This window comes from Amycolatopsis sulphurea, from assembly GCF_002564045.1.
GTDB classification, from domain to species: domain Bacteria; phylum Actinomycetota; class Actinomycetes; order Mycobacteriales; family Pseudonocardiaceae; genus Amycolatopsis; species Amycolatopsis sulphurea.
The window spans coordinates 3255311-3279418 of sequence record NZ_PDJK01000002.1 but is presented as its reverse complement, the minus strand read 5'-3'; the positions used below and the strand labels follow the sequence as shown (position 1 = coordinate 3279418).

The following is a 24108-nucleotide window of genomic DNA, read 5'->3' as shown; positions in this document are numbered from 1 at the left end:
TCCTCACGCCCTGAGCAACAACCTCGGTGATCAACCTATTCCAAGATCCATTAGCAGTTCTAAGCCGCTGACGCCCCGGGTGTCAGCTCTGGCACTCGCGGCAGGCCGTGGTTGATCAGCCCCAGCAACCGGTCGTTGACCCACACAAGCGGCTGGATGAGCAGGTCGACCCCGACGAGGAAGAACACCGTGCCGAGGCCCGCCGGGCCGCCGAGCAGGTAGCCGGTGCTGAGCAGGGTGAACTCGATGAGCCCTTTGCCCGCCCAGAACGGCCACCGCCAGTTACGCACGATGGTGATGGCGAGCAGGTCGATCGACCGGATGCCGAAGCCGCTCATGATGATCAGCGCCGACCCGTAGGAGCACGCCACCGTGCCGGCTGCGAGGATCACCACCGGCGGCACCGCGCTCCCGCGCAGCCAGTCCACCCGCAACTGCAGGTCGATCAGAGAGCCGCAGAAGAAGAAGGTGAACAGCGGCGCCACGAGCGGGCGCTTGCGCGTCCACACCGCGACGATCCCGACGCACACCACCGCGACAACGAGTTGCACGACGCCGACCGTGAGCGGTAAGTGCCGCAGTACGCCGAGGGCGAAGGTGTCCAACGGGTCCGTGCCGAGTTCGGAGTGGATGAACAGGTAGGCGCCGACGGAGAAGAAGGCGCACCCGACGAGGTACTTGCCGATCACGCGGGCCCGCCGCGCCACGGCGTCCAGCCGGTCGGTGGGCTGGCTCTTAACCGTGCTCATGGGATTCCTATCCGTGATGTTTCGTCGCATCAGGAGCGCGCGTCGAGCAGGACCTTTCCGCGCACGCGGCGGCTCGCCAACGCGGCGAGGGCGTCGTCCCCGTCGGCCAGCGGGAACACCTGGTCGACGGGGACGTGCATGGCCCGGCGGCGAGGTGCGCCAGGAGGCCTGGCCGACCGCGGCGCGGACCCGGTCGACCGGTTCCGCCGCACCGCCATACCCGGCCAGGGTGAGGTTCTTGCGGTAGAGCGCTCGCATCGGCAGCGTGGCCCGATCGCCGGCGGCGACGCCGTAGCTGACAAGCCGCCCATACGGGGTGAGCGTGTCGACGAGGACGCCGGTGTAGTCGGCGCCGAGCGCGTCGAAGGCCACGGTGATCCCGAGGTCGGCGACGAGCGCACGCAGTTCCTCCGCAGTTGCCGCGACCAGCGGTTCTGCACCGGCGTCGGCGACGACGTCGCCCTTGGCGGGCGTGCCGACTTGGCCCCACACCGCCGCACCGCGCGCTGCGGCGACGCTCGTGACGGCCGTGCCGGTGCCGCCGGCGGCGCCGAGCACGAGCACCTGATCCTCGGGGCCGATGCGGCCGAGGTCGTACACGACCCGCACGGCCGTCGACCCGACCACGCCAGCGCGCGCAGCCGTGGTCGGATTCAGTCCGTCCGGCACCGCCACCAGCGCTTCCGGCGGCGCCAGCACCCACTCGGCCCACGTGCCGTCGCGGGCCACGCCGAGGCCGCCGCCGTACACGGTGTACCACTGGCCGTCGGCCTCTCCGACACCTTCGACGCCCAACGTCCTCGGTAGGCACGTCGGATCACCGACAGTGCCGTCGCGCACGTAGCCACCGACGGGGTTCACCCCGGCGAACGCCATGCGCACCGGCACGCCCTCGGCGGCGGGGCGGTCGACCAGTTCGACGCCGAGCGGACCGCCCGGCGCACCCAGCCGCACCGCCCGGAACCGTTCTGCCATCACGGGAACCCCCTTCGGACAGCCGTTGCCGGGCCGAGGAATGAGCACCTCGCCCGAGGCACGCTCACGCGTCAGACCCGGTCGACCCACTCGATGAAGTCGTTCCGGACGGGGGTGAACACGTCGAGCGCCACCGAGCGCTCGATCGCGACGACCTGGTGGTCGACGCCGCCGCGCACGACGAAGCTGTCGCCCCCGCGGGCCTCGAAGGGCTCCTCGTCCTCGATCTGGACGCGAATGTGTCCGGAGATCAGGTAGGCCAGCTGCTCCTGGTGGTGGCTGTGGCGTGGGAACACCGAGCCCTGCTCCATGACGTGCTCGACGATCATCAGCTTGTCGTTGAACGCGAGCACCCGCCGGTGCAGGTTCGGGAAGGCTTCGCGGCCCTTGACCTGCTCGGCCTTCACGATCACGACGTCCGGGTACCGGGTCGGGTCGAACGCGTCGAAGTCTGGCGCGGCGCCGGAACCGCTGTTGTAGTCCAGGATCATCTCAGTCCTTTGCTCGCGGGTTGACGTAGAGCGGCAGCGGCGTCACGTCGGCATTGAGCGTGCCCGCGTCCACCTCCAGGGTCGGGAAGTGCGCCCGGTCGAAGACCTGGTGCAGGCTCGAGGTGCAAGTGCGCGGCACCGCGACGGCCACACCGACCTCGTCGAGGGTCGACTTCGCCGCGATGAACCGGTAGCTCTCACCCGGCCGCAAGTTGATCACGCCCCAGCTGCCGCCCCGCGTCCCGGGGCGGTTACGGCGGTGGTAGACCCGGTCCAGCTGGCTGGAGTCGTTACGCACCTGGACGTGCAGGGCGCGGATGTCGCCGTACCAGTCGAAGGTGGCGATGTCGAGGTCGGCACCGGCGGGCAGCGCGTCGACGACCGACGCCTTCGGCACGTCCGCAATGCGGCGCATATTGGCGTCAGCGCTGCACTTGACGCAGTGGCCGTCGGCGCTGACGCCCAGCACGTTCGCGTTCAGGCCGTAGCGGGTGACCAGCAGGTCGCCGCAGCCGTGGCAGTATGTGTTGGTGGAGTCGGTATCGTAGACGTTGCCGAGGTAGACGTTCTGCAGGCCCATCTCCAGGGCGATGCGCCGCGCCTTCTCCAGCCGCTCGACGGGGGTGCGGATGGTGTTGGTCATCTTGTAGTCCGGGTGGAACCGCACGAAGTGCGTAGGTACCTCGGCGCCCAGGCGCTCGCCGACGAAACTCGCCATAGCGCGCGCGGTCTTCTCGTCGTCGCTGAGGTCGGTCACCATCAAGGTCGACACTTCGACGTGCCTACCCGCGCGGTAGACCAGCTCGGCGCCGTCGAGCACCGGTTCGATCCAGCCCTTGGTGATCTTACGGTAGTACTTCGGGTCCATCGACTTGATGGAGATCGAGAAGATGTCGATGACTGGGATCAGTTCCTCGATCGCCTCGGGCGAGATGAAGAACGCCGACTTGTACAAGTTGACGATTCCGGCTTCCTGGGCCAACTTCGCCGACTCGACGACGAATTCGTGCCACACCACCGGGTCGTTGTAGGTCCAGGAGATGACTTTGATCCCGTGCCGTTTCGCGATATCGACGACTTCTTCAGGCGTGTAGTAGAAGACGTCCTTGTCCTCGACGAACCGCGCCTGCGATGTCTTCCAGTTGTGGCAGTAGTCGCAGTTGAGCATGCAGCCGATGTTGCCCATCGACAGGATGCGCGCGCCGGGCTCATAGTGGAACACGGCCTCGGTCTCTATGGTCTCCTCGGTGGCGTGCACCGACCGGCCGTAGTTGAGGCTGACCAGCTTTCCGTCGCGGTTGGCCCTGACCATGCAGAAGCCGTGCTGGCCAGGGCGGATGCGGCAGTTTCGGGGGCTGAGGTGGCAGCGCACAATCCCGTCGCCGAGATCTTCCTGCAGGCGCGCCGGGTAGCCCTTCTCCTGCCACTTCTTCAACGGCGCAGTCTGGGTCATGACAGCTCTCCGACAGTCTGGCGCGGCTTAGCGGCCACGACCGGGTGGTCAGCCGCCACCGCCCCGACGGCGGCGGCGCCGCCAGGGGTAGTGCCGAGGTCGGTGACCTCGGTGAAAAACTCCGCGTTGACCGCGTCGTAGAATTCATACTCCTCGGGTAGCTGATCGAGTGGGTAGATCGCTTCGACCGGGCACACTGGCTCGCATGCCGCGCAGTCGACGCATTCATCTGGATTGATGTAGAGAAACCTATCGCCCTCGTAGATGCAATCAACGGGGCACACGTCGACACAAGCCTTGTCTTTGATGTCAAGACATGGCTCAGCGATGATGTAGGTCATCCAAAATCCGATCTGATCGGCTGGGATAAATCGCTGGAGAACACGATGACTTCATCATGGTAGCGCAATCGCACAGAGAGCAAGGAGCCTGAGGCAACACGACTGCTACTTTTCCCGCTATGACACCTCGCAAGCCGTGCCGCGGTTGCGGCGACAACAACATTGACTCCGCACCCATTCAGCTCAACCGGAGAATTCTTGTTCTCCAGCACGCCGACTGGGAAGTGGCCGGCGTTTATGGCGAACAACTACACAGGGCTGGGTGGCAGGTGGTGACCCATCGGCCAGAGCAGGGCTCAGCACTACCCGACTGGACCCGGTTCGACGGAATCGTTGCGATGGGCGGCCCAATGAGCGCCAACGACGAGCTGCCCTGGATGGTCGCAGAGAAAGTGCTGGTGACCTCGGCGGTGCGGGCAGGCGTGCCATTCTACGGTGCCTGCCTCGGCGCGCAGTTGTTGGCAGCCGCCCTGGGCGCGCGCATATACCGGGGGCCGCGGCCCGAGTTCGGGATGGGCGCCGTACGGATGGCACCGGCGTCGTTCGACGACCCGCTGTTCGGAGGGATTCCGCGGCAGGTGCCGGTGTTTCAGTGGCACGGGGAGACCTTCGACCTGCCCACCGGGGCTGTGCTGCTCGCCACCGGCGACGACGTGCACCACCAGGCGGTGCGGGTGGGGCGGGTGGCTTATGGAGTGCAGTTCCACCTGGAAGTCTCGTCGGCGCTGTTGGAGGAGTGGCTGTCAGTGCCAAGTTGCCACGCCGAGGTGGTCGCGGCGATGGGGGTGGGTGGGCCCGACGAGTTGCGGGCGGAGCTGCGGCAAGCGGAGGTGCGGATGCTGCGGCTGGCCACGCGGGTGTTCGCGGGGTGGATCGGGCTGGTGGCGCGGCAGCCGAAGTTGCCCTGCCCCTGCAGGCGCCGACAGTTGGCGAAAGCCGACTGAACGAATAGATCCGCCCGGCTGCCGGAATGGCAGCCGGGCGAATTTTGTTCAGGCGTGGAATTCATGTGCCGTCGCGGTCCAGGGCGGCGGCGCAGCGGCAGGCCAGGGCGGTCAGCTCGCCGCAAGGGTCGCTCTTGTCGGTCGCCGCGGCGAGGGCTTCCCAGCAGTCGGCCCGGCGCAGGCGGCAGGCGGCGCGGGCACGCGCGTCGGGAGTGGATTCGATGGCACGGGTCAGGTCGACGATCTGACACGTGAGGCCCGCCGCGCGAGTGGGACCACACCGGCTGACGTAGCGGACCATCGCCGCCACCCACGGAGCCTCGATGGCGGGGCTGGTGTTGAGCTGCTGGGTCACGATGTACCTCGGGTTTCGCGGAGACAGGGTTTCGCGGGAACCAGGTTTCAGGCGTCAGTCGTCGATGGCGGTTCCGGATGCGGCCTGGTCAAGGGTCTCGACGATCCAGTCGTCGACGGCGCGGTCGCGCTGCGCAGCAGCAGCCTGCCACCGGTGGTGCTGCTGGCGGCTCACCTCCAGCCTCACCGACTGGAGCGCGGGAGGACTCGGCCGAGATTCCCTCCTGCCCGCCAGCCGCGCAGCTCGCAGCCTGCGGCGCAGTTCGTTGCGGGACCAGCCGAGTCGCTCGGCCCTGGCAAGCCACGTGTCCTGCTCCACCTCAATGAGAGCGGCCACTTCGCTGTGGTGGCCGAGGCTGAGCTTGTCCCGCCGGCGGGACAGCGGGAACTTGTTCGCCACCCAGGCGTAGTTGCGCAGCGTCTGGTAGTCCAGCGACGTCTGCGCTATCGCTTTCTGGTAGCGGTCGCCGTAGGTGTGCTGTCCATAGACTAACCAGTCGCCCACCCACCACGACACGGACTCCGCGGCCTGCAGGACGTGCCTGCCCACCCGGCGCCAAACCTCGAAGTCCATGCCGCCGGGCAGTACCAGGCCGTTGGCACGGACCCGCAGGCCGTCGAAGGCCTCCAAGTCGGACACCAGCACGGTCGACCAGCTCCCGCCGTTGCCGCCAGGTTGCACCGGGATACCACCAGCACCAGCTGCCGTGCGCAGCGAGCGGGCAAGGGGCACCCGCTCCAGATCGGCGTTCATTCGCGCTTCACCCCCCGATTCTCGTCTCCCCGTTTGTATCGATCAGCGCACAGCACGACGCCCGAGCAAGTGGTGCCCGCTCGGACGTTTCGATTATTATGCGCCTAGCCCAGTGGCCTAAATGAGGGTGAAATACGCGACATGCGCACACCCCAAAATTTAGAGGGCCGTTCTCTAGATTAGATCTTAGGGACCAGCGGGACGGACCGGTGTCGCCCATTCGGGTGGTCATCACACGGTCGCTGGCCTGGCCAGTCCTCCCACGTTCCGGCAAACGGCACCGTGAGCCTTCGCTCACCGCCACTCGCAAATAGAGATGACACCCAACCAATGGCGTGTTGCCAGGCCCAACGCGCCACCCCTAAGAAGCCCCCTTCCCAGAATTAGCCCGCATTACCCTGGATCGCCGCCCGGATGTCGTCAACGGTGTCGAGCGCGGCCACCCTGCCCACCCCGGGGTCGGTGAACCCGGCCGCGACGAACGCCTCCCGGGAGCCTGCCACTTCGAACACCCCGCACTTGCGGAACATCCCGATGGTGCGCCGCGCGGCGAAGCGGATGCCCGCCATCACAGGGTCGGGGGCGTAGGACTCCGCGACGATCGCGCGCACCTGGTCTGGGGTGAAGCCCACCTCGGCGAGCGCGAGCCGCGCCGACAGTGTGGCGGGCTTGAGGGAGCGCACGATCACGTCCGGCAGGAAGGTCCCGACCGCGCGCTTGTCCGGCTGGTCGAGCTGGGCCCACAACTCCTTGAAAACGTGCGCGAAATAGGCGTGGTGGTACACCTCGTCGGCGGCGTGGTCGCGCACGGTCTCGCGGACGACTCCGATCAGGTCGTCGTCGCGCGGGACGTCCTGGAGCAGCGAGGTGATCAGCGTCTCGAACACGATGACCTGCAACAGCTTGACCAGCTTGGCGTACGTGGGGTTGGCTTCGGCGACGCCGTCGATGTGGCGCAGGTGCGGGCCGAAGTCGAACGGCACCGCCGGGATGCCGGACAGTTCCTCGATCTGGTCGGCGACGTCAATGCTGTAGAGCGCGTGGAACTGCTCGTCGACGCAGATCTTCATGGCGTCGCGGCGCATCTTCTTCGTAAGCTCGACTCCGCTGACTCCGTCGGCGATTCCCTGCACCGTGCGCAGCACCACCTCGACCTCGAACCGCTCGGTGAACCGCAGCCACTGGTAGAGGTGTTGGGCGGCGAGGTAGCGGCGTTCCTCCGGTGGCCTCGCCACCACCAGCGGGTGGCACAGGTGCGGCACCACGTGGTCGGGGAAGAACTTCTTGGTGGCGATCTCGTCCTTGTCGACGACCAGTCTCGGGTCTTTGCGCACCCCGGCCCTGTTGTGCCAGGGGTCGAAGATCGTCAATTCCGCAGGCATAGCGCACTCCCAGGTAGGTTCGGACGGCTCAGAGCTGGGGACCCATGGGGGCGATACCCATGATCACCACGGACCGGCTGCCGACCGCTGCACCGCCACCCATCCGCACAGGGCTCACGTAGTGGCTCACGTGCGAGTCATGCACGGCGTAGCTGTCCAGCGGCTCGGTGAGCCGGAAGCGCGCGAGCACCTGACCCGGCGGCACCTCCTCCGGGGTGCGACCGACGCACCCAGGAGTCGCGATCACGTTCTCGCCGCCGACGAAGTTCTCCGCGGCGACGAGGTGGGCGAAGGTGAACATGGTGGCACCGCCGTCCTGGTGCAGGCAGTTCGGTGACGACACGGCCAGCGCGGTCGGGTCCGCCACTGACAGCTTGATCAGGTGGACGCCGACGTAGATCGGGGACCGCTCCATCTCCTCGTGCCACAGGACTTGCTCGATGTTTGCGCGCACCAGCCGCAGCAGCAGTGCGTTCTCGCGCAACGCCGTGCACAGGGCGGGGAACCAGCGGCGCCTGCCGACGAAGTCGGGGTTGTGGCCGTCCTGCCAGTACTCGGCGACTGCGCCGAACACCGGGTCGGGCACGTCGGGGATCCAGCTCAGCTCGTCGCGCCACGGCAGGTACACCAGCCGCGAGTACCGACGGAACCGGTTGCTGCCCAAGGCGTACGGATCGGCGGGCATGTCGTCGAACGCTGCGCGCAACTGGACGTAGTCGCGCTCGGGACAGGTGGTGGCGAAGGGCGGCCGGTAGCGGACGAAACCCTGCCCGCGTAGGCGGGCAATGACCGGCAGCGGCGCGGTGATTTCGCCATTCGGTGCGCTCATACGCGCTCCAGACGCAGGGCGGACAAAGGAATTCGGCGGAATTCCGCCTTTACTCGGCTCCGATGCTGGCACAGCGCGGGCACCGGTGTCGAGCTGCGGTGATGATTCCCGGAGTGGGAATTGACGGTTGTCCCGCCGGCGGGACAACCGGGCGAATCCGCGCGTTTCCCCGGGACTTGACTGGGATCGTCACGATATCCGAGGATCAGCCCGGGAGCGGGGCCCGCGTCCGCCGCCCGCAGTCCGGGAGGTCAGCCATGTCCCTGTCCCAGAGTTTCCCAGGAGCGCAGCGCTGGTTTGGCGAGCACTTGCCCGCGCCGGACGCCAATCCCGACGAGATCCGCGCGGTGGTGCGGCACTCGATTCGCGGCATCGGCTATCCGCACCAGGAGTTCCTGCCCGCGGCTCCGTTCCTGCTGCCGAGCTCGTCCTACGCCGAGTTGTTCCACGCCACCGACGTGCTGGTCGGCCTGCTGCACCGGACCGCGCTGGAGATCGGCGCGGACAACGCGGGCAGGCTCGCCGCGTACGGCGCCGACGAGCAGGACTACCCGCTGTTCCTCGACCCAGCGTGGCAGTTGATCGAGGAGCGTTATGCCTCGTGCATGGTGCGACCCGACGTGGTGGTCGGTCCCGACGGGCCGAAGTTCCTGGAGTTCAATATTAGCGGCGGGTTCGCGGGGGTCGTGGAGAGCTGGTGCCGCTACCTCGCGTACCGCGTGCTCTACGGCGATGGCGCCGGCCGCCTGCCCTACCGCTACCACGACCCATTCGCCGCGCGGGCGGACCTGTTCGAGGAGGTGTGCGCCGACCTCGACCTGCCGCGCCGGGTGGCGTGGGTCGGGACGTTAGCCGAGTCGGTCACCCCGACCACCGAGACCCGGTACTTCGACGTGGAGACCGACTATCTCGCGGGGCGCGGGTTCGCGGCCGAGTACGTGGAGGTCGAGGACGCCGACCGGCTGTGGGACGCCGCCCCCGCCGATCGCTACCCGCTCGGGCTGCGCCACTTCAACACCGCCGAGCTGGCCCGCCTCGGCCAGCGCCTCGACCCGGTGCGCCGAGCGCTGGACAATAGCTGCCTGCTGCTGGCGACACAGACCTCCGGCTTCCTCGGCAACAAGAAGGCGATGGGCCTGGTATCGGAGGGTAGGCCGTGGATGACCGCGGCCGAGCACGCCGTGGTCGGGCGGTACCTGCCGTGGACGCGTGTGCTCGGTGACCGCAGGACCATAGCTGACGGCCGGTCGGTAGAGCTGCTGCCGCACGTCCTCGCTGAGCAGGAGCGCCTCGTGCTCAAACGCGGCATCGGCAGCAACGGGCTCCAGGTCCTCATCGGCGTGGAGACCGATCCCACCACGTGGCGCGAGGCGGTGGAGAAGGCCGCGGCGGCGGGCGACAGCGTGGTGCAGCGGTTCGTGCCCGCCCAGCACTGCCACCTGCCCGTGCTCGGTGACGCGATGGCCGGACCCGAGGTGGCCAAAGTGGCGCCGGTGCTCAGCCCGTTCCTCTTCGGCCGCAGGCCGGGCGGGGTCTACGCGCGGTTCTTCGCCGACGGCGCCGCCGGGATCATCAGCGTCTGCGGCCACGCGGCCTCCGACACGGTGGCCGTGACCCGCTGAATCGCACTCCGGCGGACGTGAGCTGGCGTCCCCCGGCGGACCGCGCCGGGACCACCTGACCAAAGCGGGGACTTGACTGCGCTTACCTAGCCCCGGGCCACCGATGATCTCGGGTGATCTTGAGCCGAGTGGTGTGGCGTGGTCGACGAGGCGCTGCTCCCCGCGCACACGGAGGCCGCCAAGGCTGGCACCAGAGGACTGGCGCTGACCTTGGCGTCTGGATGACACACCGGCGGGGCAACATCCCAAATCGGGCACCGATCGAGCCGGTTTGCATAACGAAATCGACTCAATCCGACATTGCATGTCCAAAATACGTCTGTGGAGCTGAGGGGAATCGAACCCCTGACCTTCTCGATGCGAACGAGACGCGCTACCAACTGCGCTACAGCCCCTAGGAGCACGAGGCCCCGTGTTCAGTGCTCGTAGAGCGTATCAGTGGCCCATGGAAGCACCGAACACGGGGGTCACTCTCCGACGGCTCGGCGGTACGGGCCGCCCATGCCAGGTTCGTCGAGCTCCTCGAACGCCGGGTCCTCGTCGTCCGGGTCGACCACCACGGCCTGGCGGCGGACGCGGGACATCGGCGAGGGCTTGCGTTCGACGATCTCGCTCGGGGGCGGGGCGACGACCTCCACGTCGTCTTCGGCCTCGTCCCGGTCCTCGGCGGCGGGTTTGGCGACCGGCCTGGCGGTCGAGCGGGCAGCGGACGGCTTGGCCGAGTCGGGGCGCCGCGCCGGGCCGGTGGTCGCGTAGCGGGCCATCCGGCGTTCGCGGATCTCGCCCTCGATGCGGACCTGGCGGCGCAGGTAGATCAGGTAGCCGATCAGGGCGAGGTCGACCGCGCCGTGTGCCCACCAGGCCAGAGAGAACACGAATCCGGCGATCACGGCCGTGAGGACGGCCAGGATCAGCAGGATCACGACCACCCGCTGACGGAAGGCGTACTTCGCGCGGGCGGCAATCTCGGCTGCTTCCGGATCGAAGCCGCCGCGGCCGGGCCGGTAGCTGCGCGGTTCGCGCGTGGACTCGGCCCGTTCCGCGCGCGCGGGCTGCGGCAACGGTTCCGCCTCGGGTGCCGGCCGCTCGTCAAGGTCGGCATCGAGTTCCGACTCGAGTTCCGCGAGATCGTCTTCGACCGACGGCTGCACACTGTCGGACACGGCGTGCTCCTCCTGTCCTTCGCTGCGAGCGCTCCCGCTGCGCACTACCCGTGCGGCCAGTGCCGAGGAAGGCGTCCTTGCGACCTGCTGGCGCTTGCGGGCCACCATGGGCACGAGAACCACGAGCCACGCCGCGGCCAGTGCAACGATGATCAGCGAACTGGGCATCTCCCGTCACCTCCCCCGATCCTCTGCTGTAGTCACGCTAGCCACAACAGTCACACAGGGGCCGCAGACTCGCCGGGTTCGATCACGAAAATGCATCACCGCATTAGGTGAATCTCACATGATGTGGTAACGCGTGTTCGGAGGTCAACTCGGAGTCACCATCAGGCCCGTTCGGCACGCCCTGTGGTGAGCAGCCGCGAGACCAGGCCATCCCCCGTCTCCTCTTTCGTCACGGCGAAGCACAGGTGGTCCCGCCAGTCGCCAGCCACATCCAGATAGCGCTCGAACAAGCCTTCCTGCCGGTAGCCGGACTTGGTCAGTACCCGCAGGCTGGCGTTGTTCTCCGGGCGCACGGTCGCCTCCAGCCGGTGCAGCCCGGCCGAATCGAAGGCGTGATCCGTCACGAGTGCCACCGCGGCGGTCGCCACCCCGCCGCGCACGATCTCCGAAGAAACCCAGTACCCGATCCAGGCCGAGCGTAATGCCGCACGAATGACGTTACCCACGGTGATCTGCCCGGCGAATTTTCCGTCGACCGTGATCGTGAACGGAAGGCACTGCCCGCGTCTGGCCAGCCCGCGCAGCGCGGCCCATTGCGAAGGCCACGACCAGAACGCATTGCGGTCCGACCACTGTCCGATACCGGTCGGCTCCCACTGCTCCAGGTGTCCCCGATCGCGCAGCCGAACGCGGCTCCAGTCCGCCGCGTCACGCAGTCGCACCGGCCGCACCACGACGACCCCGGCGGGAACGCGCAACGGGCCGAGCCGTGCGGGCCAGCCGGGATGGCGGCTTTCCACCGCGTAGGCGAGTACGGCCACGAACCGAGCCTGTTACGCGCGCTGCGCGAGGAAAGTGACCTTCACTTGTTCGCCCGCGGCGACTTCGGTGAGGTCCTCGTCCACGGTGATCAGGCAGTTCGCCTCGGCGAGCGAGGCGAGCAGGTGCGCCCCGGACGTGCCGAGCGGCTGCACCAGGTACTCGCCGTTGGCCTCGTCGCGCAGCAGTTGCCCGCGCAGGTAGCCCCGCCGTCCCTTGGTCGAGGTGACCGGCGACAGCAGGCGCGCGCCGACGACGCGACGGTGCGGGTTGCGCGTCCCGCGAGCGGCCCTGATCAGCGGCCGCACGAGCACCTCGAACACCACGAGCGCGCTCATCGGGTTGCCCGGGATCAGGAAGGTCGGCACCGAATCCGGGCCGAGACGGCCGAATCCCTGCACAGAACCGGGGTGCATGGCGACCCGGGTCAGATCGATGTGCCCGAGGTCGGACAGCGCCGCGTGCACCTCGTCCCCAGACGTACCGCCCGCCCCGCCCGCGACCACCACGATCTCGGACATCAGCAGCCTGCCCTCGACGACCTCGCGCAGCCGCTTCGGGTCCCCCGGCACGATGCCGACCCGGCTCACCTCGGCGCCGGCGTCCCGCGCGGCAGCGGCCAGCGCGTAGGAGTTGACGTCGTAGACCTGGCCGACGGACGGGGTGCGATCGACGTCCACCAACTCGTCGCCGACGGACACGATCGACACCCTCGGGCGCGGATAGACCAGCACCTTCGCCCGGCCGACGGCGGCGAGCAGGCCCACCTGGGCGGACCCGATCGTGTCCCCCTTACGCACGGCGACGTCGCCGATCTGGACATCCTCGCCGGCACGGCGCACGTAGCCCGCCGACGGCACCGAGCGGTGCACGGTCACCTTGGCTTGGTGCCCGTCGGTGTAGGCGGTGGGGATCACCGCGTCGGCGAGCGTCGGCAGCGGCGCACCGGTGTCCACGCGCACCGCCTGCCCCGGCTGCAACCGCCGCGGCTGCCGCGAGCCGGCCGGGATCTCGCCGACCACCGGCAACTGCACAGGCTCATCACCGGCGGCGCGCACATCGACGCTTCTTACCGCATACCCGTCCACAGCGGCCTGATCGAACCCGGGCAGCGCGTGCTCGGCAACGACTTCCTCCGCACACAGCAGACCTTGCGCTTCGGAGATAGCCACCCGAACCGGCTGAGGTCGTACCGCCGCCTCCAGGGTCAGCGCGATCTGCGCATCGACAGAACGGAACTCCGCGTTCGATTCGTCGGCCTCGTCGGTCGGCGCCACCGTCAACGGAGTCACGTTCGGCGGGGTCACGTTCGGCGAGGCAGCTTCGGGCGGAGTGACGTCAGCCGCGGTGGTCTCGGGCGTTTCCGTCATGAGCGTTCGTTCCCGATCCGGTCGGTCAGCCAGGTGCGCAGCGCCGGTCCGTAGGTCGGGTCCTCGAGCGCGAAATCGACGGCTGCACGCAGGAAGCCGCCAGGATTCCCGAGGTCGTGCCTGCCCCCGTGATGCACCACCACGTGCACCGGATGACCTTCCCGGATCAGCAGTGCGACGGCGTCGGTCAGCTGCAGTTCACCGCCGGCACCAGGTTCGATCCGCCGGAGCGCGTCGAAGATCGCCCGGTCGAGCAGGTAGCGGCCGGCCGCGGCGAAGGTCGACGGAGCGTCCTCCGGCTTCGGCTTCTCGACCATGCCGTGCACCTGTTTGACGTCCGGATCGTCGGTCTCGGAGACGTCGAAGACGCCGTACGGCGAGATCTCCGCTTTCGGGATGTCGAACGCACAGAGCACGCTGCCGCCATACCTGGCCCGCACAGCCGCCATCCGCTCGAGCACGCCGGCCGGCAGGACCAGATCGTCCGGTAGCAGCACCGCGACCGCGGCGTCCTCGTCGGTCAGGTTCGGCTCGGCCTGCGCCACCGCGTGCCCGAGCCCGAGCGCCTGCTCCTGGATGGCGATCTCGACGTCCAGCAGCCCTGGCCCGCGCCGCACCTTCTTCAGCAGTTCGGTCTTGCCCTTGTCCTCGAGGGTCCGCTCCAGCTCGGGCTGCGCCTCGAAGTAGCGGACGACCGCTTCCTTTCCGGGCGAGGTCACGATCACCAGCCGTTTCGCCCCGGCGCTCGCCGCCTCGGTGGCGACGATCTCGATCCCGGGTGTGTCGACCACCGGCAGCAGCTCTTTCGGCACCGCCTTCGTGGCCGGCAGGAAGCGCGTGCCGAGGCCGGCGGCCGGCACGATGGCGGTTCTGAACGTCTGAGTGGATTCGGCGCCCGTCATGGGCGCAAAGCCTAACCTGGTCCCATGCACGAGCGGGGCAATGAGCACCTGAGCAAGGCGGAGTGGCGAGCCCGGGTTCTCCGTGCCCGCGCCGCAGTGCCCGCCGAGCAGCACGCCCGGGAAGCCGCCGCGCTGGCCGCCACGGCCGCGGCGATCCGCGCCGAAACGGTGTGCGCGTACCTGCCCTTCGGCACCGAACCCGGTCTGCTGTCCCTGGTCGAAGCGCTCTCCGGGACCGGTGCACGGGTGCTGCTGCCGGTCATCCGCCCCATGCCCGAACCGCTCGATTGGGCCGTCTACGCCGGGCCGGACGACCTCGCGCCCGGTCCGCTGCGCGGCATCCTCGAACCGGCCGGACCGCGGCTGGGATCGGACGTCATCGCCACTGCGGAGGTGATCCTCGTACCGGCGCTCGCGGTCGATCGGCGGGGAGTGCGGCTCGGCCGCGGCGCGGGCCACTACGATCGCTCCCTGGGCACCGCCACCGCGGATCTCCTGGCGGTCGTGCGGACCGAGGAGCTGGTGGACCACCTGCCCGGGGAACCCCACGACGTGCCGATGGCCGCGGCGCTGACCCCGGACGGCCTGGTCCGGCTGCCCGCCCCGTGATGTGAGCAAGGGGTAATTGCGCTGGGGAATGCCATCCAGCACAATTGGGTTAGCACTCTGGTAGGTCGAGTGCCAGTGCATGAAGGAGCTGTCTGTGCCCACGTACCAGTACGCCTGCAAGGAATGCGACCACCGCTTCGAGGCTGTGCAGTCCTTCTCCGACGCCAGCCTGACGGTCTGCCCGCAGTGCTCCGGCGTGCTGCGCAAGGTCTTCAGTTCGGTCGGTGTGGTTTTCAAGGGCAGCGGCTTCTATCGCACGGACTCGCGTGATTCGGGCAAGTCCACCACCACCTCGAACTCTTCGAACTCCACGAAGAGCGAGACCAGCAAGTCTGATTCGCCTGCATCCAGCTCTTCCTCCTCGTCTTCGGATTCGCCCGGTTCGTCCTCTCCGGCCTCGACTTCATCTTCCTCCTCGAGCACGAGCAGCACCTCCTCCGTGGCCTCCTGAGCCCCGAGTTGTCCACAAGTGGGCAGTTGTCCACAGGCGCGTGATCCGGCCCTTTCCACCGGCCCGGGACCGTGCCTAACGTCGGATTCGTGCGGCACCCCGCCGCACGTGAACCGATGAGGGGACGACCGTGGACACCTTGCTCAGCCACTTTCCCGCGTTGCCCGGCCTGCGCTGGTTGCGCGGCCCACGGGGCCGGCTGATCCGCCGATTCGGGGCCCTGGCGTTACTGCTGGCCGGTCTGGTCCTGATGGTTCTGCCGCCGGTTGCCCGCGGCGCGCCGGCAACCACCACGGTGGTGTCCGCGCGAGATCTTCCGGCCGGCGCGGTCCTGCGCTCCGCCGACGTTCGACTCCTGGCGATGCCTGACGACGTCCGCCCCACTGGCGCGCTGACAGCTCCGGAAGCCGCCGTCGGCCGGCTGCTGTCCGGTGCGGCGCGGGCCGGAGAACCGATTACAGACGCCCGGTTGCTCGGCACCGGCCTCCCCACCACGGGTGAACCGGGCGCGGTCACCGTGGCCGTCCGACTGGCCGACGCAGGCGTCGCGGAGCTGCTCCGGCCTGGGCAACATGTCGACGTAGTCACCCGCGGCAGCGCCGGAAACCCGACGTCTGTGCTGGCCAGCGGGGCCACTGTGGTCACCGTGCACCGGTCCGGCGAAGCCGGGAGCCGCGCCCTCGGGCCGCCGGAACAGGGTCCGCTGGTGCTGCTCGCGTTGCCGGAACGGATCGCCACGCAGGTTGCAGCCTCTTCGTTGGAGCAGCCGGTAGCAGTTACTCTCCGCTAACCCTTCCCTGTTCCGACGGGCGATGGCTGCCGAAGTCGGTCCGGACCCGTCCCGAATACCCCTGGAGTGGCAGTGCTGAAAGGCTTCAAGGACTTCCTGATGCGCGGCAACGTCGTCGACCTCGCGGTCGCGGTCGTCATCGGCGCCGCGTTCACCACGATCGTCACAGCGTTCACCAACGGCCTGATCAAGCCGCTGATCAACGCCATCGGTGGTTCGGAAGCGGCGCAAGGCCTCGGCTTCCGGATCCTCGACGCCAACGGCTCCACCTTCATGGACTTCGGTGGCGTGATCAACGCGGCGATCAACTTCGTGATCGTCGCGGCGGTGGTCTACTTCGCGATCGTGTTGCCGGTGAAGCACCTGCAGGAGCGGCGCAAGCGCGGCCAGGAGGCCGGGCCGGCGGAGCCGACGGACGTCGAGCTGCTCACCGAGATCCGTGACCTGCTGCACGCGCAGGCCAACGGCTCCACCCGCTCCGGCGGCTGAAGGTCACCAATCATGGTGCGGCGGCCGGTTCTCGAGATACCAGGAGTCCGGGGTGTCCCGGTCCCGGCCGCGCTCGTCGGAGGTGGTCTCTGGAAGGACGTCCCCGAAGACCTCGTCCAGCCGCCTGCGGCGTTGCACCTCGCTCACCTGCGGGCGTCGTTCCTCGTGCGGCATGTCTCCATGGTCTCACCAGCTGTTTGACAACTACAGAGTGACTGCGCACCCGGCCTGCCGCCGGTCAGACCTCTTCGAGCCCGGAAAGCTCGTCGATCACGTGCGGCACCAGCGAGGACAGCGTGGCCATGCCATCGCGCACCGCGGCACGCGAGCCGGCCAGGTTGACCACCAGGGTGCTGCCGGAGACACCGGCGAGGCCACGTGAGATGCCGGCGTCCACCGCCCCAGCAGCGAGCCCGGACGCGCGCAGCGCCTCGCCGATACCCGGGATCGGCCGGTCGAGCACGCCGGCCGTGGCATCAGGGGTGCGGTCGCGCGGGGACACCCCGGTACCGCCGACGGTGATCACCAGGTCGGCACCACCGATCACCGCGGTGTTGAGCGCGTTGCGGATGCCCGCGGTCTCGGCCTCGACCACTACTACGCCATCGACGATGAACCCGGCTTCTTCGAGCAGCTCGGTGACGAGCGGTCCGGTCGTGTCCTCGTGCTCGCCATGCGCGACCCGGTCGTCCACAATCACCACGAGTGCCCGGCCCAGCCGCTGTGCGCTCCGTTCCATATAGACACCGTATCCGGTTTCGGGCCTGCTCCGCCCCTGCGGGCCCGGCCATTCGGCGGAGGGCGGCGGCCGGGCCGTCGCTCGGCGACGTCTGATGCCCTCGGCCACGTGGCCTGCCGACAGCACGGCACCCCGGCAGTCCGATGTGGACGCCGGACGATTCGAGTCGGGATGCGGGCGATGCCGGTCCACGCTGAGCTGGCCATTGGCCCTTACCTCGCAACGAAACTGGCCCAGGAATAGCCAGCAGGCACCTGAGTGAGACGAGCCGGTGTGGTGCGCGGGCGGCACCATTGACAGGCCATGCCGCTCCGGCATGGCGGGAACGACATCGGCACGGCCTTGCGGCTGATGTACCGAGACATGCCTGTACCGAGACATGCCGCCAAAACCCCGGGCGAAGCCCGAATGGTCGGCCAGAGCGTTTCGGCCGGATCGGGAATTTTTCCGCGGATCCGGTGTTTGAGACCTCGAGCGGCGGGGCAGTTCACCGCCACGGAGAGGCTCTCCGTGCCGAGTCGGAGGCGGCACGGAGAGCCTTTCCGCATGTTTGTGTCTCAGCGCAGGTCTCGCGCCGCCTGGATCGCCGGAAGAGCCACGCGCGACCGGCGGATTCCGCCCGGTCGCGCGTGGCCTTCATGGGTCCGGCCCTGTCCAGGGGGTCGAGCCGTGGTTGGTCTCGGCCGCGACACGGCGGCCGAGCGTTTCGGTTAGTTCACCGGCACCGGCTGGCCGCCCAGGGTGACCTCGACGGTGCGTCCGCCGGCCAGGGTGAAGGTGGCCTTCTCGTCCGGAGCGCGGGTGCGGATCGCGGCGACGAGCGTGTCCGCGCTGTCGATGACGCGGTCGTCGATCTTGGTCACCACATCACCGGACTTGAGGCCGGCTTTGTCCGCGGGGCTGCCCGGCGTGATGTCACCGAGCTGGGCGCCGCCCTGCGGCGCGTCGGCCACCTTGGCCCCGATGAAGGTCTGGTTCGCGTGCCCGGTCTTGATGATGTCGTCGGCGGTGCGGCGTGCCTGGTCGATCGGGATGGCGAAGCCGATGCCGACGTTGCCGCCCTGCCCGCCGCTGCTCTGGCCGGAGTTGGGGCTGTAGATGGCCGAGTTGATGCCGATGACCTGGCCGCTCGCGTTCGCCAGCGGGCCGCCCGAATTGCCTGGGTTGATCGCCGCGTCGGTCTGAATCGCGTCCATCACGGTGTTCTGGTCGCTCTGCTGCTCGCCACCCGCCTTCACCGGACGGTGCAAGGAGCTGACGATGCCCGAGGTGACCGTGCCGGCCAGCGCGAACGGCGAACCGATGGCGACCACCGGCTGGCCGACCCGCAGATCGTCGGAACGGCCCAGCTGCACCGGAGTGAGGTTGGCGACCCCGGAGACCTTGACCACCGCGATGTCGGTCGTCGGATCGCGGCCGACCACCGACGCGGTGGCCTTCCTGCCGTCCGGGAACGCCGCCTGGATCTGCCCGCCGTTCGCGCCGGCCTGGACCACGTGGTTGTTGGTCAGGATGTATCCGTCGCTGCTCAGGACGAACCCGGAGCCCTCGCCGGACGAGGTACGACCGGAAACCTTCAGCTCGACCACGCTCGGCGAGAGCTTCTGCGCGACCGACTCGATCGACCCGGTGGGGGCGTTCCCGGTTTGCTGCGCGGGCTTCGGCTGGTCGAGCGCGTTCACCGACGGCCCGGACGATCCGCCGGTCAGGTACCCGACGGTGCCACCGGCCACCCCGCCGATGACGAGTGCGATCGCTGCGACACCGGCCAAGAGCTTGCCCGGGCCGGGCTTCTTCGCCGGCTGAGACGGGACGCCATACGCCGAAGTGTCCGGCGTGCCATACGGATTGGTCTGCGGCCCACCCGGCGGATACGACTGGTGCTGGCCGTAGCCCTGCCCCGGGCCGCCCGGATACGCCGAGCCCGGTGCCGCGCCCTGCGCCGAGCCGACAGGAACGCCATACGGCGAGGAGGCCGCGGTCCCACCGGCTGGCGTGCCGTACTCGGAGCCGCCCTGCACCGCACTCGCACCGGCCGACGTGCCGTGCGCGGGGTTACTCGGCGCTGTGCCCTCACCAGCCGAGGCTCCATACGCCGCACCGCCCGGCGACGCGTTGGACGCCGAGCCACTCGATGCTGCGCCTGATGTGGAACCGGTCGACGAAGTTTCCGCTGAGGACCCCGAAACCGAGTCACCAGAAGCCGTTCCACCGTAAGCCGAACCTGCCGCCGGGCTCCCGGCGGTGGCGTCCGGCGTGCTGCCTTGGCCGCCGGAAGCCGCGCTGCCGTGCGCGGCTGCGGCGCCCTGCGCCGACCACGGGCTGGGCGCGCCACCGGTGGTTCGGTATGCCGGGCCGGGCTGTCCGGCAGGTGGCTGGCTGACCGGTTCGCCGGAAGCAGGTTGCTGCTGGTTCCAGGCCGCCTGGCCCGGGGCGCCCGGCTGGGCCCCCGGATCCTGGCGACCCGTCGCGGAATCGGGCGCGTCGGGGTCGTTCTCGGTCATGTTCTCACCTAAGCGGCTAGGCCTGAGAAGTTCCTGAGTCGAACCTGTGTTTCGCAGATGAGTATGCCGCGCGCACCGCTCACTCCGCTGCGCGAAGGCGCTCCGCGATCTGTTCCGGGGTGGCATCGTTGATCCACACCGACATTCCGGATTCGGAGCCCGCCAGGTACTTCAGCTTGTCCTTCGAACGCAGCACCGAGAACAATTCCAGGTGCAGCCAGGACAGGTCGCGATCGCGGTGCACCGGCGCCTGATGCCAGCCGGCGATGTAGGGCAACGGGCGGTCGTAAAACGCGTCACACCGGCGCAGCACGTCGAGATACACCTCGGCGAAGTCATCGCGCTCGGCGTCGGTCAGCGACGGAAGGTCCGGTACCTGCCGGTGCGGCACCACCTGAACGTGCACCGGCCAGCGCGCGGCAGGTGGCACGAACGCGGTCCAGTGCTCCCCCTCGGCAATCACCCTGGCGCCGGATTTCCGTTCGGCGGCCAGGACATCGCCCAGCACCGGACGACCGTGCTCGGCGGCGTAGGCACGGGCGACCTCGAGCATCCGCTCCGTCTTCGGTGTCACGAACGGGTAACCGTAGATCTGGCCGTGCGGGTGGGAAAGCGTGACCCCGATCTCCTCACCACGGTTCTCGAAGGGGAAGACCTGCTCCACCCCGGGGGCCTGCGCGAGCCCGGCGGTGCGGTCCGCCCAGGCGTCCACGACCAGCCGCACCTGTTCCGGGCTCAGCCGGGAAAACGCGCCATCGTGGTCACTGGTGAAACACATCACCTCGCACCGCGCGCGGCCCGGCGCGACCGGCACCAGGCCGAGATCATCCACAGTGGACAGTGCACCGATCACGTGCTGGGAGAACGACGGGAACCGGTTCTCGAAGACGACCACGTCGTAGCCCGCCTCCGGGATCTCGCTCGGCTTGCCCGGACGGGTCGGGCACAGGGGGCACAGATCGGCGGGCGGTTTGTAGGTGCGGGTCTGCCGGTGTGCGGCCATCGCCACCCACTCGCCGGTCAGCGGATCACGGCGGATCTCCGAGGCGGCCGCGACCGGAGCCAGGTCCCGGGTGTCCCCGGCACACCGTTCCGGCGCGCCGGCGTGGTCGAAGTAGATGATTTCCCGGCCATCGGCCAGGTGCCGCACAGTGCGCTTCACGCTTCTTCCGCCTCGAGATTCTCCGCCGTCTCGGCGATCAGGAGTTCTCCCACCCGGTCGGCGAGGATTTCCCGCGCCGGAACGGAAAGGCCGTCGTCGGTCACCACCGCGTGCGCCTCGTCGAGGTCCGCGATGGTGGAAATCCCGACCGTGCCCCACTTCGTGTGGTCGGCCAGCACGACGAGCCGTCGGCCCGCCTCCACCAGCGCCCGGTCGGTTTCGCTTTCGGTGAGATTCGGGGTGGTGAACCCCGGCCCCTCGGCCATTCCGTGCACGCCGAGGAAGACCAGATCCAGGTGCAGTGACCGGAGGCTGTGCACGGCGACCGGGCCTACCAGCGCGTCGGACGGGGTGCGCACCCCGCCGGTGAGCACCACCGTGCGGTCCGGCTGGGTGGAGGCCCGCAGCACGTCGGCGACCTGGATCGAGTTGGTCACGACCGTCAGGCCGGGGACGCCGGCTAGGGCGTGGGCGAGCGTCCAGGTGGTGGTGCCCGCGGACAGGCCGATCGCGGTACCCGGCTTCACCAGTGAGGCGGCCAGCCCGGCGATGGCCTCCTTTTGCGCGAGCTGGCGCACCGACTTGGCCTCGAACCCCGGCTCGTCGGTGCTCTTGCCGACGACCGACGTGGCACCGCCGTAGACCTTCTCCACCAGGCCGCGGCCCGCGAGCACGTCAAGGTCCCGGCGCACCGTCATATCGGACACGCCGAGCCGCGCCACGAGGTCGCTGACCCGGACCGCGCCGGACCGCCGGGCCTCCTCGAGAATCACTGCCTGTCTCTGCCGCGCGAGCACCGCCCACTCCCCACGCACGAACTTCTGAACCACACAAAATCCTACACGATCAAACATGCCTGGCGTGGGACGTGCAGTTCAGTGTCCCCCGGCTGGACGAGCCGGTGATCAGCCAGGCTCGCCGGGCAGCCGGATGGTCAGCAACGCGCCGCCTTCAGGCGCGCGGTTCGCGTACACCGCGCCGCCGTGCCGTTCCGCGGCGTTCTGCACGATGGCCAGCCCCAGCCCGGAGCCCGGCAGCGTGCGGGCTTCCGCAGAACGGTAGAAGCGGTCGAACACCTTGGGCAGGTCTTCTTCGGCGATTCCCGGCCCGGCGTCGGCGACCTCTACCACCGCAGTGCCGTCGCCAAGCGGCCGCAGCACCACGCGCACGCGCGAGCCTGGCGGGGAGAACTTGACCGCGTTGTCGAGCAGGTTCAGGACCGCGCGCTCCAGCGCGCTGTTGTCCCCGGTGAGCACCCACGGCTGTAACGTCACGTCGAACTCGATCTCGCCGGCCCGGCGGCGAGCCCGGTCCAGCGCCCGTTCCACCACCTCGACCAGCTCGACGCGTTCGTTCTGCTCGCGCGGTTCGTCCTGGCGGGCCAGCTCCACCAGGTCGCCGATGAGCTGGGTCAGCTCGTCGAGCTGGCCGCGGATGTCGGTCTCGATCTCCGCGCGGTCCTCCGCGGGCAGCGAGGGCGCGCCCGGCCGGTCGGCCGAGAGCAGCAGCTCCAGGTTGGTCCGCAACGAGGTCAGCGGAGTCCGCAGCTCGTGTCCCGCGTCGGCGACGAGCCGGCGCTGGCGTTCCTGCGAATCCGCGACCGTGCCGAGCATCGTGTTGAAGCTGTGCGTGAGCCGGGCGAGCTCGTCGTCCCCGCTCACCGGGATCGGCCGCAGATCGCCGGTCGCGGCGACCCGTTCGGCGGCCGAGGTGAGCCGGTCCACCGGCCGCAGCCCGGCCCTGGCCACCGCGGTGCCCGCGCCGGCGGCGACCACGATCCCGGCACCGCCGACGAGGAACAGCACCACGGCCAGCTCGTTGAGCGTGCGCTGGGTGGGTGCCATCGACAGCGCCAGCACCATCGCCTCGCCGTGTCCCATCGGAAGCGCGATCACGCGGGTGTCGGTCTTCTGGTCGGTCCGCAGCGACTGCGCCGAGCGCCCGGTGGCAACGTCCAATTCGGACTGGCTCACCGGTGGCGGCGAGCCTGCCTGCGGATAGGCGAGTGCCTCGGTCCAGCCGTTGAGCTGGCCGATCTTCAGGTCGGCGCTGGCGAGGAAGGCCCCCGGCACCTGCTGGAGCTGCGTCTGCACCTGCGGGGAGTTCACCGCCGCGTTGGCGCGGGCCAGCAGGTTGTCGTCGAGCTGCTGGTAGAGATTGCTCTGCACGATCAGGTAAGCGCACAGCGAGACGAGCGCCACCGCACCGGCGACACAGGCCGCGGCGAGCAGCGTGACCCGGCCGCGCAACGAGAATCGGCGAGTGCCCCACCGCTGTCCACGAGGATCGCTGACATCGACGGTCGACACCGTGGGCTCGTCGGTCACGGTGGAGTTTCGCGCAGCACGTACCCCACTCCCCGTACCGTGTGGATCAGCCTCGGCTCCCCGTCGGCCTCTGTTTTGCGGCGCAAATAACCGACGTAGACCTCCAGCGCGTTGCCCGACGTCGGGAAGTCGTAACCCCATACTTCCTCCAGGATCCTTCCGCGGGTCAGCACGTGCTTGGGGTACGAAAGAAACAGCTCGAGCAGCGCGAATTCGGTTCGGGTGAGGCTGATCTCGCGGCCGCCGCGGCGGACCTCGCGAGTGCCCGGTTCCAGGGTGAGATCGGCGAAGGACAGCACTTCGCTCACGTCGCCATGCTGGTTGTCCGGCACCGCACGGCGCAGCAACGCGCGCAGCCGGGCGAGCAGTTCCTCCAGCGCGAACGGCTTGGGCAGATAGTCGTCGGCTCCGGCGTCGAGACCGGAGACCCGGTCGGAGACGGTGTCCCGCGCGGTCAGCACGAGGATGGGCAGGTCGTCCCCAGTGCTGCGCAGCCTCCGGGCCACCTCGAGCCCGTCCAGCCGCGGCATCATCACGTCGAGCACCAACGCGTCGGGCCGGTTGGCGAGAATCGTCTCCAGCGCCTGCGCACCATCGCTGGCCAGCTCCACGGTGTAGCCGTTGAACTCCAGAGACCGTCTGAGTGACTCACGGACGGCACGATCGTCGTCCACTACAAGGATGCGCATGCGGCCAGTCTTACGCAGAGTGCTGAGACCCG

At 68.9% G+C, this 24108-nt stretch carries 25 protein-coding genes, 1 tRNA gene and 1 pseudogene; 6 read left to right on the top strand and 21 right to left on the bottom strand.

Going from position 1 to position 24108, the window contains the following annotated elements; genetic code table 11:
• Nucleotides 1-59: 59 nt before the first annotated feature.
• The 4 genes from ATK36_RS21130 to fdxA form a co-directional block, all read right to left on the bottom strand.
• On the bottom strand, nucleotides 60-1724 hold the full coding sequence (locus ATK36_RS21130) for a DUF6198 family protein (RefSeq protein WP_098513104.1): 1665 nt from the start codon (nucleotides 1722-1724) through the stop codon (nucleotides 60-62).
• A gap of 71 nt (nucleotides 1725-1795) precedes the next feature.
• Entirely contained in the window at nucleotides 1796-2215 is a 420-nt protein-coding gene (locus ATK36_RS21125; protein WP_098513103.1) for a cupin domain-containing protein, read from the bottom strand.
• Between the two features lies 1 nt (nucleotide 2216).
• Nucleotides 2217-3668: an AmmeMemoRadiSam system radical SAM enzyme gene (gene amrS, locus ATK36_RS21120; RefSeq protein ID WP_098513102.1), complete on the bottom strand. Its 1452-nt coding sequence runs from the start codon at nucleotides 3666-3668 to the stop codon at nucleotides 2217-2219.
• A complete protein-coding gene (gene fdxA / locus ATK36_RS21115; protein WP_098513101.1) occupies nucleotides 3665-4009 on the bottom strand; it encodes a ferredoxin in 345 nt (114 codons plus the stop codon). The genes amrS and fdxA overlap by 4 nt, the downstream gene beginning before the upstream one ends.
• 119 nt (nucleotides 4010-4128) lie before the next feature.
• Here fdxA and ATK36_RS21110 point away from each other — a divergent pair, with 119 nt between their 5' ends.
• The gene (locus ATK36_RS21110) at nucleotides 4129-4953 is read left to right on the top strand and encodes a type 1 glutamine amidotransferase (protein ID WP_098513100.1); all 825 of its coding nucleotides are present in this window, start codon (nucleotides 4129-4131) and stop codon (nucleotides 4951-4953) included.
• A 61-nt stretch (nucleotides 4954-5014) separates the two neighbouring features.
• On the opposite strand, the gene ATK36_RS21105 is transcribed toward ATK36_RS21110, so the two are convergent.
• The 4 genes from ATK36_RS21105 to ATK36_RS21090 form a co-directional block, all read right to left on the bottom strand.
• Nucleotides 5015-5308, bottom strand: a complete 294-nt coding sequence (locus ATK36_RS21105) for a hypothetical protein (RefSeq protein WP_098513099.1) — start codon at nucleotides 5306-5308, stop codon at nucleotides 5015-5017.
• Between the two features lie 54 nt (nucleotides 5309-5362).
• Entirely contained in the window at nucleotides 5363-6061 is a 699-nt protein-coding gene (locus ATK36_RS21100) for an LmbU family transcriptional regulator (protein WP_170069828.1), read from the bottom strand.
• Nucleotides 6062-6444: 383 nt separating this feature from the next.
• The gene (locus ATK36_RS21095) at nucleotides 6445-7443 is read right to left on the bottom strand and encodes a diiron oxygenase (RefSeq protein ID WP_098513098.1); all 999 of its coding nucleotides are present in this window, start codon (nucleotides 7441-7443) and stop codon (nucleotides 6445-6447) included.
• A 28-nt stretch (nucleotides 7444-7471) separates the two neighbouring features.
• Complete coding sequence (locus ATK36_RS21090; protein ID WP_098513097.1) at nucleotides 7472-8272, bottom strand: 2OG-Fe dioxygenase family protein; 801 nt, start codon at nucleotides 8270-8272, stop codon at nucleotides 7472-7474.
• 257 nt (nucleotides 8273-8529) lie between these two features.
• On the opposite strand from ATK36_RS21090, the gene ATK36_RS21085 reads away from it, so the two are divergent.
• Nucleotides 8530-9894: a hypothetical protein gene (locus ATK36_RS21085; protein ID WP_098513096.1), complete on the top strand. Its 1365-nt coding sequence runs from the start codon at nucleotides 8530-8532 to the stop codon at nucleotides 9892-9894.
• Nucleotides 9895-10216: 322 nt separating this feature from the next.
• On the opposite strand, the gene ATK36_RS21080 is transcribed toward ATK36_RS21085, so the two are convergent.
• From ATK36_RS21080 to ATK36_RS21060, 5 genes are all read right to left on the bottom strand, one after another.
• Nucleotides 10217-10289: transfer RNA gene (locus ATK36_RS21080), tRNA-Ala, on the bottom strand.
• A 72-nt stretch (nucleotides 10290-10361) separates the two neighbouring features.
• Nucleotides 10362-11225, bottom strand: a complete 864-nt coding sequence (gene sepX / locus ATK36_RS21075; protein ID WP_098513095.1) for a divisome protein SepX/GlpR — start codon at nucleotides 11223-11225, stop codon at nucleotides 10362-10364.
• A 161-nt stretch (nucleotides 11226-11386) separates the two neighbouring features.
• On the bottom strand, nucleotides 11387-12046 hold the full coding sequence (locus ATK36_RS21070) for a GNAT family N-acetyltransferase (protein WP_098513094.1): 660 nt from the start codon (nucleotides 12044-12046) through the stop codon (nucleotides 11387-11389).
• A 12-nt stretch (nucleotides 12047-12058) separates the two neighbouring features.
• Nucleotides 12059-13414, bottom strand: a complete 1356-nt coding sequence (gene glp / locus ATK36_RS21065; protein ID WP_245914951.1) for a molybdotransferase-like divisome protein Glp — start codon at nucleotides 13412-13414, stop codon at nucleotides 12059-12061.
• The gene (locus tag ATK36_RS21060) at nucleotides 13411-14316 is read right to left on the bottom strand and encodes a UTP--glucose-1-phosphate uridylyltransferase (RefSeq protein ID WP_098513093.1); all 906 of its coding nucleotides are present in this window, start codon (nucleotides 14314-14316) and stop codon (nucleotides 13411-13413) included. The genes glp and ATK36_RS21060 overlap by 4 nt, the downstream gene beginning before the upstream one ends.
• A gap of 24 nt (nucleotides 14317-14340) precedes the next feature.
• On the opposite strand from ATK36_RS21060, the gene ATK36_RS21055 reads away from it, so the two are divergent.
• Both ATK36_RS21055 and ATK36_RS34745 read left to right on the top strand, forming a co-directional pair.
• Complete coding sequence (locus ATK36_RS21055; protein WP_098513092.1) at nucleotides 14341-14925, top strand: 5-formyltetrahydrofolate cyclo-ligase; 585 nt, start codon at nucleotides 14341-14343, stop codon at nucleotides 14923-14925.
• 79 nt (nucleotides 14926-15004) lie between these two features.
• Nucleotides 15005-15160, top strand: a pseudogene (locus tag ATK36_RS34745) (FmdB family zinc ribbon protein); the annotation flags it as partial.
• Nucleotides 15161-15174: 14 nt separating this feature from the next.
• Here the strand turns inward: ATK36_RS34745 and ATK36_RS34740 are convergent.
• Entirely contained in the window at nucleotides 15175-15357 is a 183-nt protein-coding gene (locus ATK36_RS34740) for a hypothetical protein (RefSeq protein ID WP_386998534.1), read from the bottom strand.
• Between the two features lie 149 nt (nucleotides 15358-15506).
• Here ATK36_RS34740 and ATK36_RS21045 point away from each other — a divergent pair, with 149 nt between their 5' ends.
• Together ATK36_RS21045 and mscL are read left to right on the top strand one after the other, a co-directional pair.
• The gene (locus ATK36_RS21045; RefSeq protein WP_245914949.1) at nucleotides 15507-16166 is read left to right on the top strand and encodes an SAF domain-containing protein; all 660 of its coding nucleotides are present in this window, start codon (nucleotides 15507-15509) and stop codon (nucleotides 16164-16166) included.
• A gap of 72 nt (nucleotides 16167-16238) precedes the next feature.
• Entirely contained in the window at nucleotides 16239-16655 is a 417-nt protein-coding gene (gene mscL / locus ATK36_RS21040) for a large-conductance mechanosensitive channel protein MscL (protein ID WP_098513090.1), read from the top strand.
• Between the two features lie 3 nt (nucleotides 16656-16658).
• Here the strand turns inward: mscL and ATK36_RS32375 are convergent, their stop codons facing one another.
• From ATK36_RS32375 to ATK36_RS21010, 7 genes are all read right to left on the bottom strand, one after another.
• Nucleotides 16659-16829, bottom strand: coding sequence for a hypothetical protein (locus tag ATK36_RS32375; RefSeq protein ID WP_170069827.1), 171 nt, complete (start codon nucleotides 16827-16829; stop codon nucleotides 16659-16661).
• Nucleotides 16830-16893: 64 nt separating this feature from the next.
• A complete protein-coding gene (locus tag ATK36_RS21035; protein WP_098513089.1) occupies nucleotides 16894-17394 on the bottom strand; it encodes a MogA/MoaB family molybdenum cofactor biosynthesis protein in 501 nt (166 codons plus the stop codon).
• 710 nt (nucleotides 17395-18104) lie between these two features.
• Nucleotides 18105-19415, bottom strand: coding sequence for a S1C family serine protease (locus ATK36_RS21030; protein WP_342752042.1), 1311 nt, complete (start codon nucleotides 19413-19415; stop codon nucleotides 18105-18107).
• A 562-nt stretch (nucleotides 19416-19977) separates the two neighbouring features.
• Nucleotides 19978-21060 carry a galactose-1-phosphate uridylyltransferase gene (galT, locus tag ATK36_RS21025; protein ID WP_098513087.1) on the bottom strand — a complete coding sequence of 361 codons (1083 nt, stop codon included), beginning with the start codon at nucleotides 21058-21060 and terminating at the stop codon, nucleotides 19978-19980.
• Nucleotides 21057-21857 (bottom strand): DeoR/GlpR family DNA-binding transcription regulator, encoded by an 801-nt coding sequence (locus ATK36_RS21020; protein ID WP_098515057.1) that lies wholly within the window; start codon nucleotides 21855-21857, stop codon nucleotides 21057-21059. The genes galT and ATK36_RS21020 overlap by 4 nt, the downstream gene beginning before the upstream one ends.
• A 108-nt stretch (nucleotides 21858-21965) precedes the next feature.
• Complete coding sequence (locus ATK36_RS21015; protein WP_098515056.1) at nucleotides 21966-23369, bottom strand: HAMP domain-containing sensor histidine kinase; 1404 nt, start codon at nucleotides 23367-23369, stop codon at nucleotides 21966-21968.
• Between the two features lie 14 nt (nucleotides 23370-23383).
• On the bottom strand, nucleotides 23384-24076 hold the full coding sequence (locus ATK36_RS21010) for a response regulator transcription factor (protein ID WP_098513086.1): 693 nt from the start codon (nucleotides 24074-24076) through the stop codon (nucleotides 23384-23386).
• Between the last annotated feature and the right edge of the window lie 32 nt (nucleotides 24077-24108).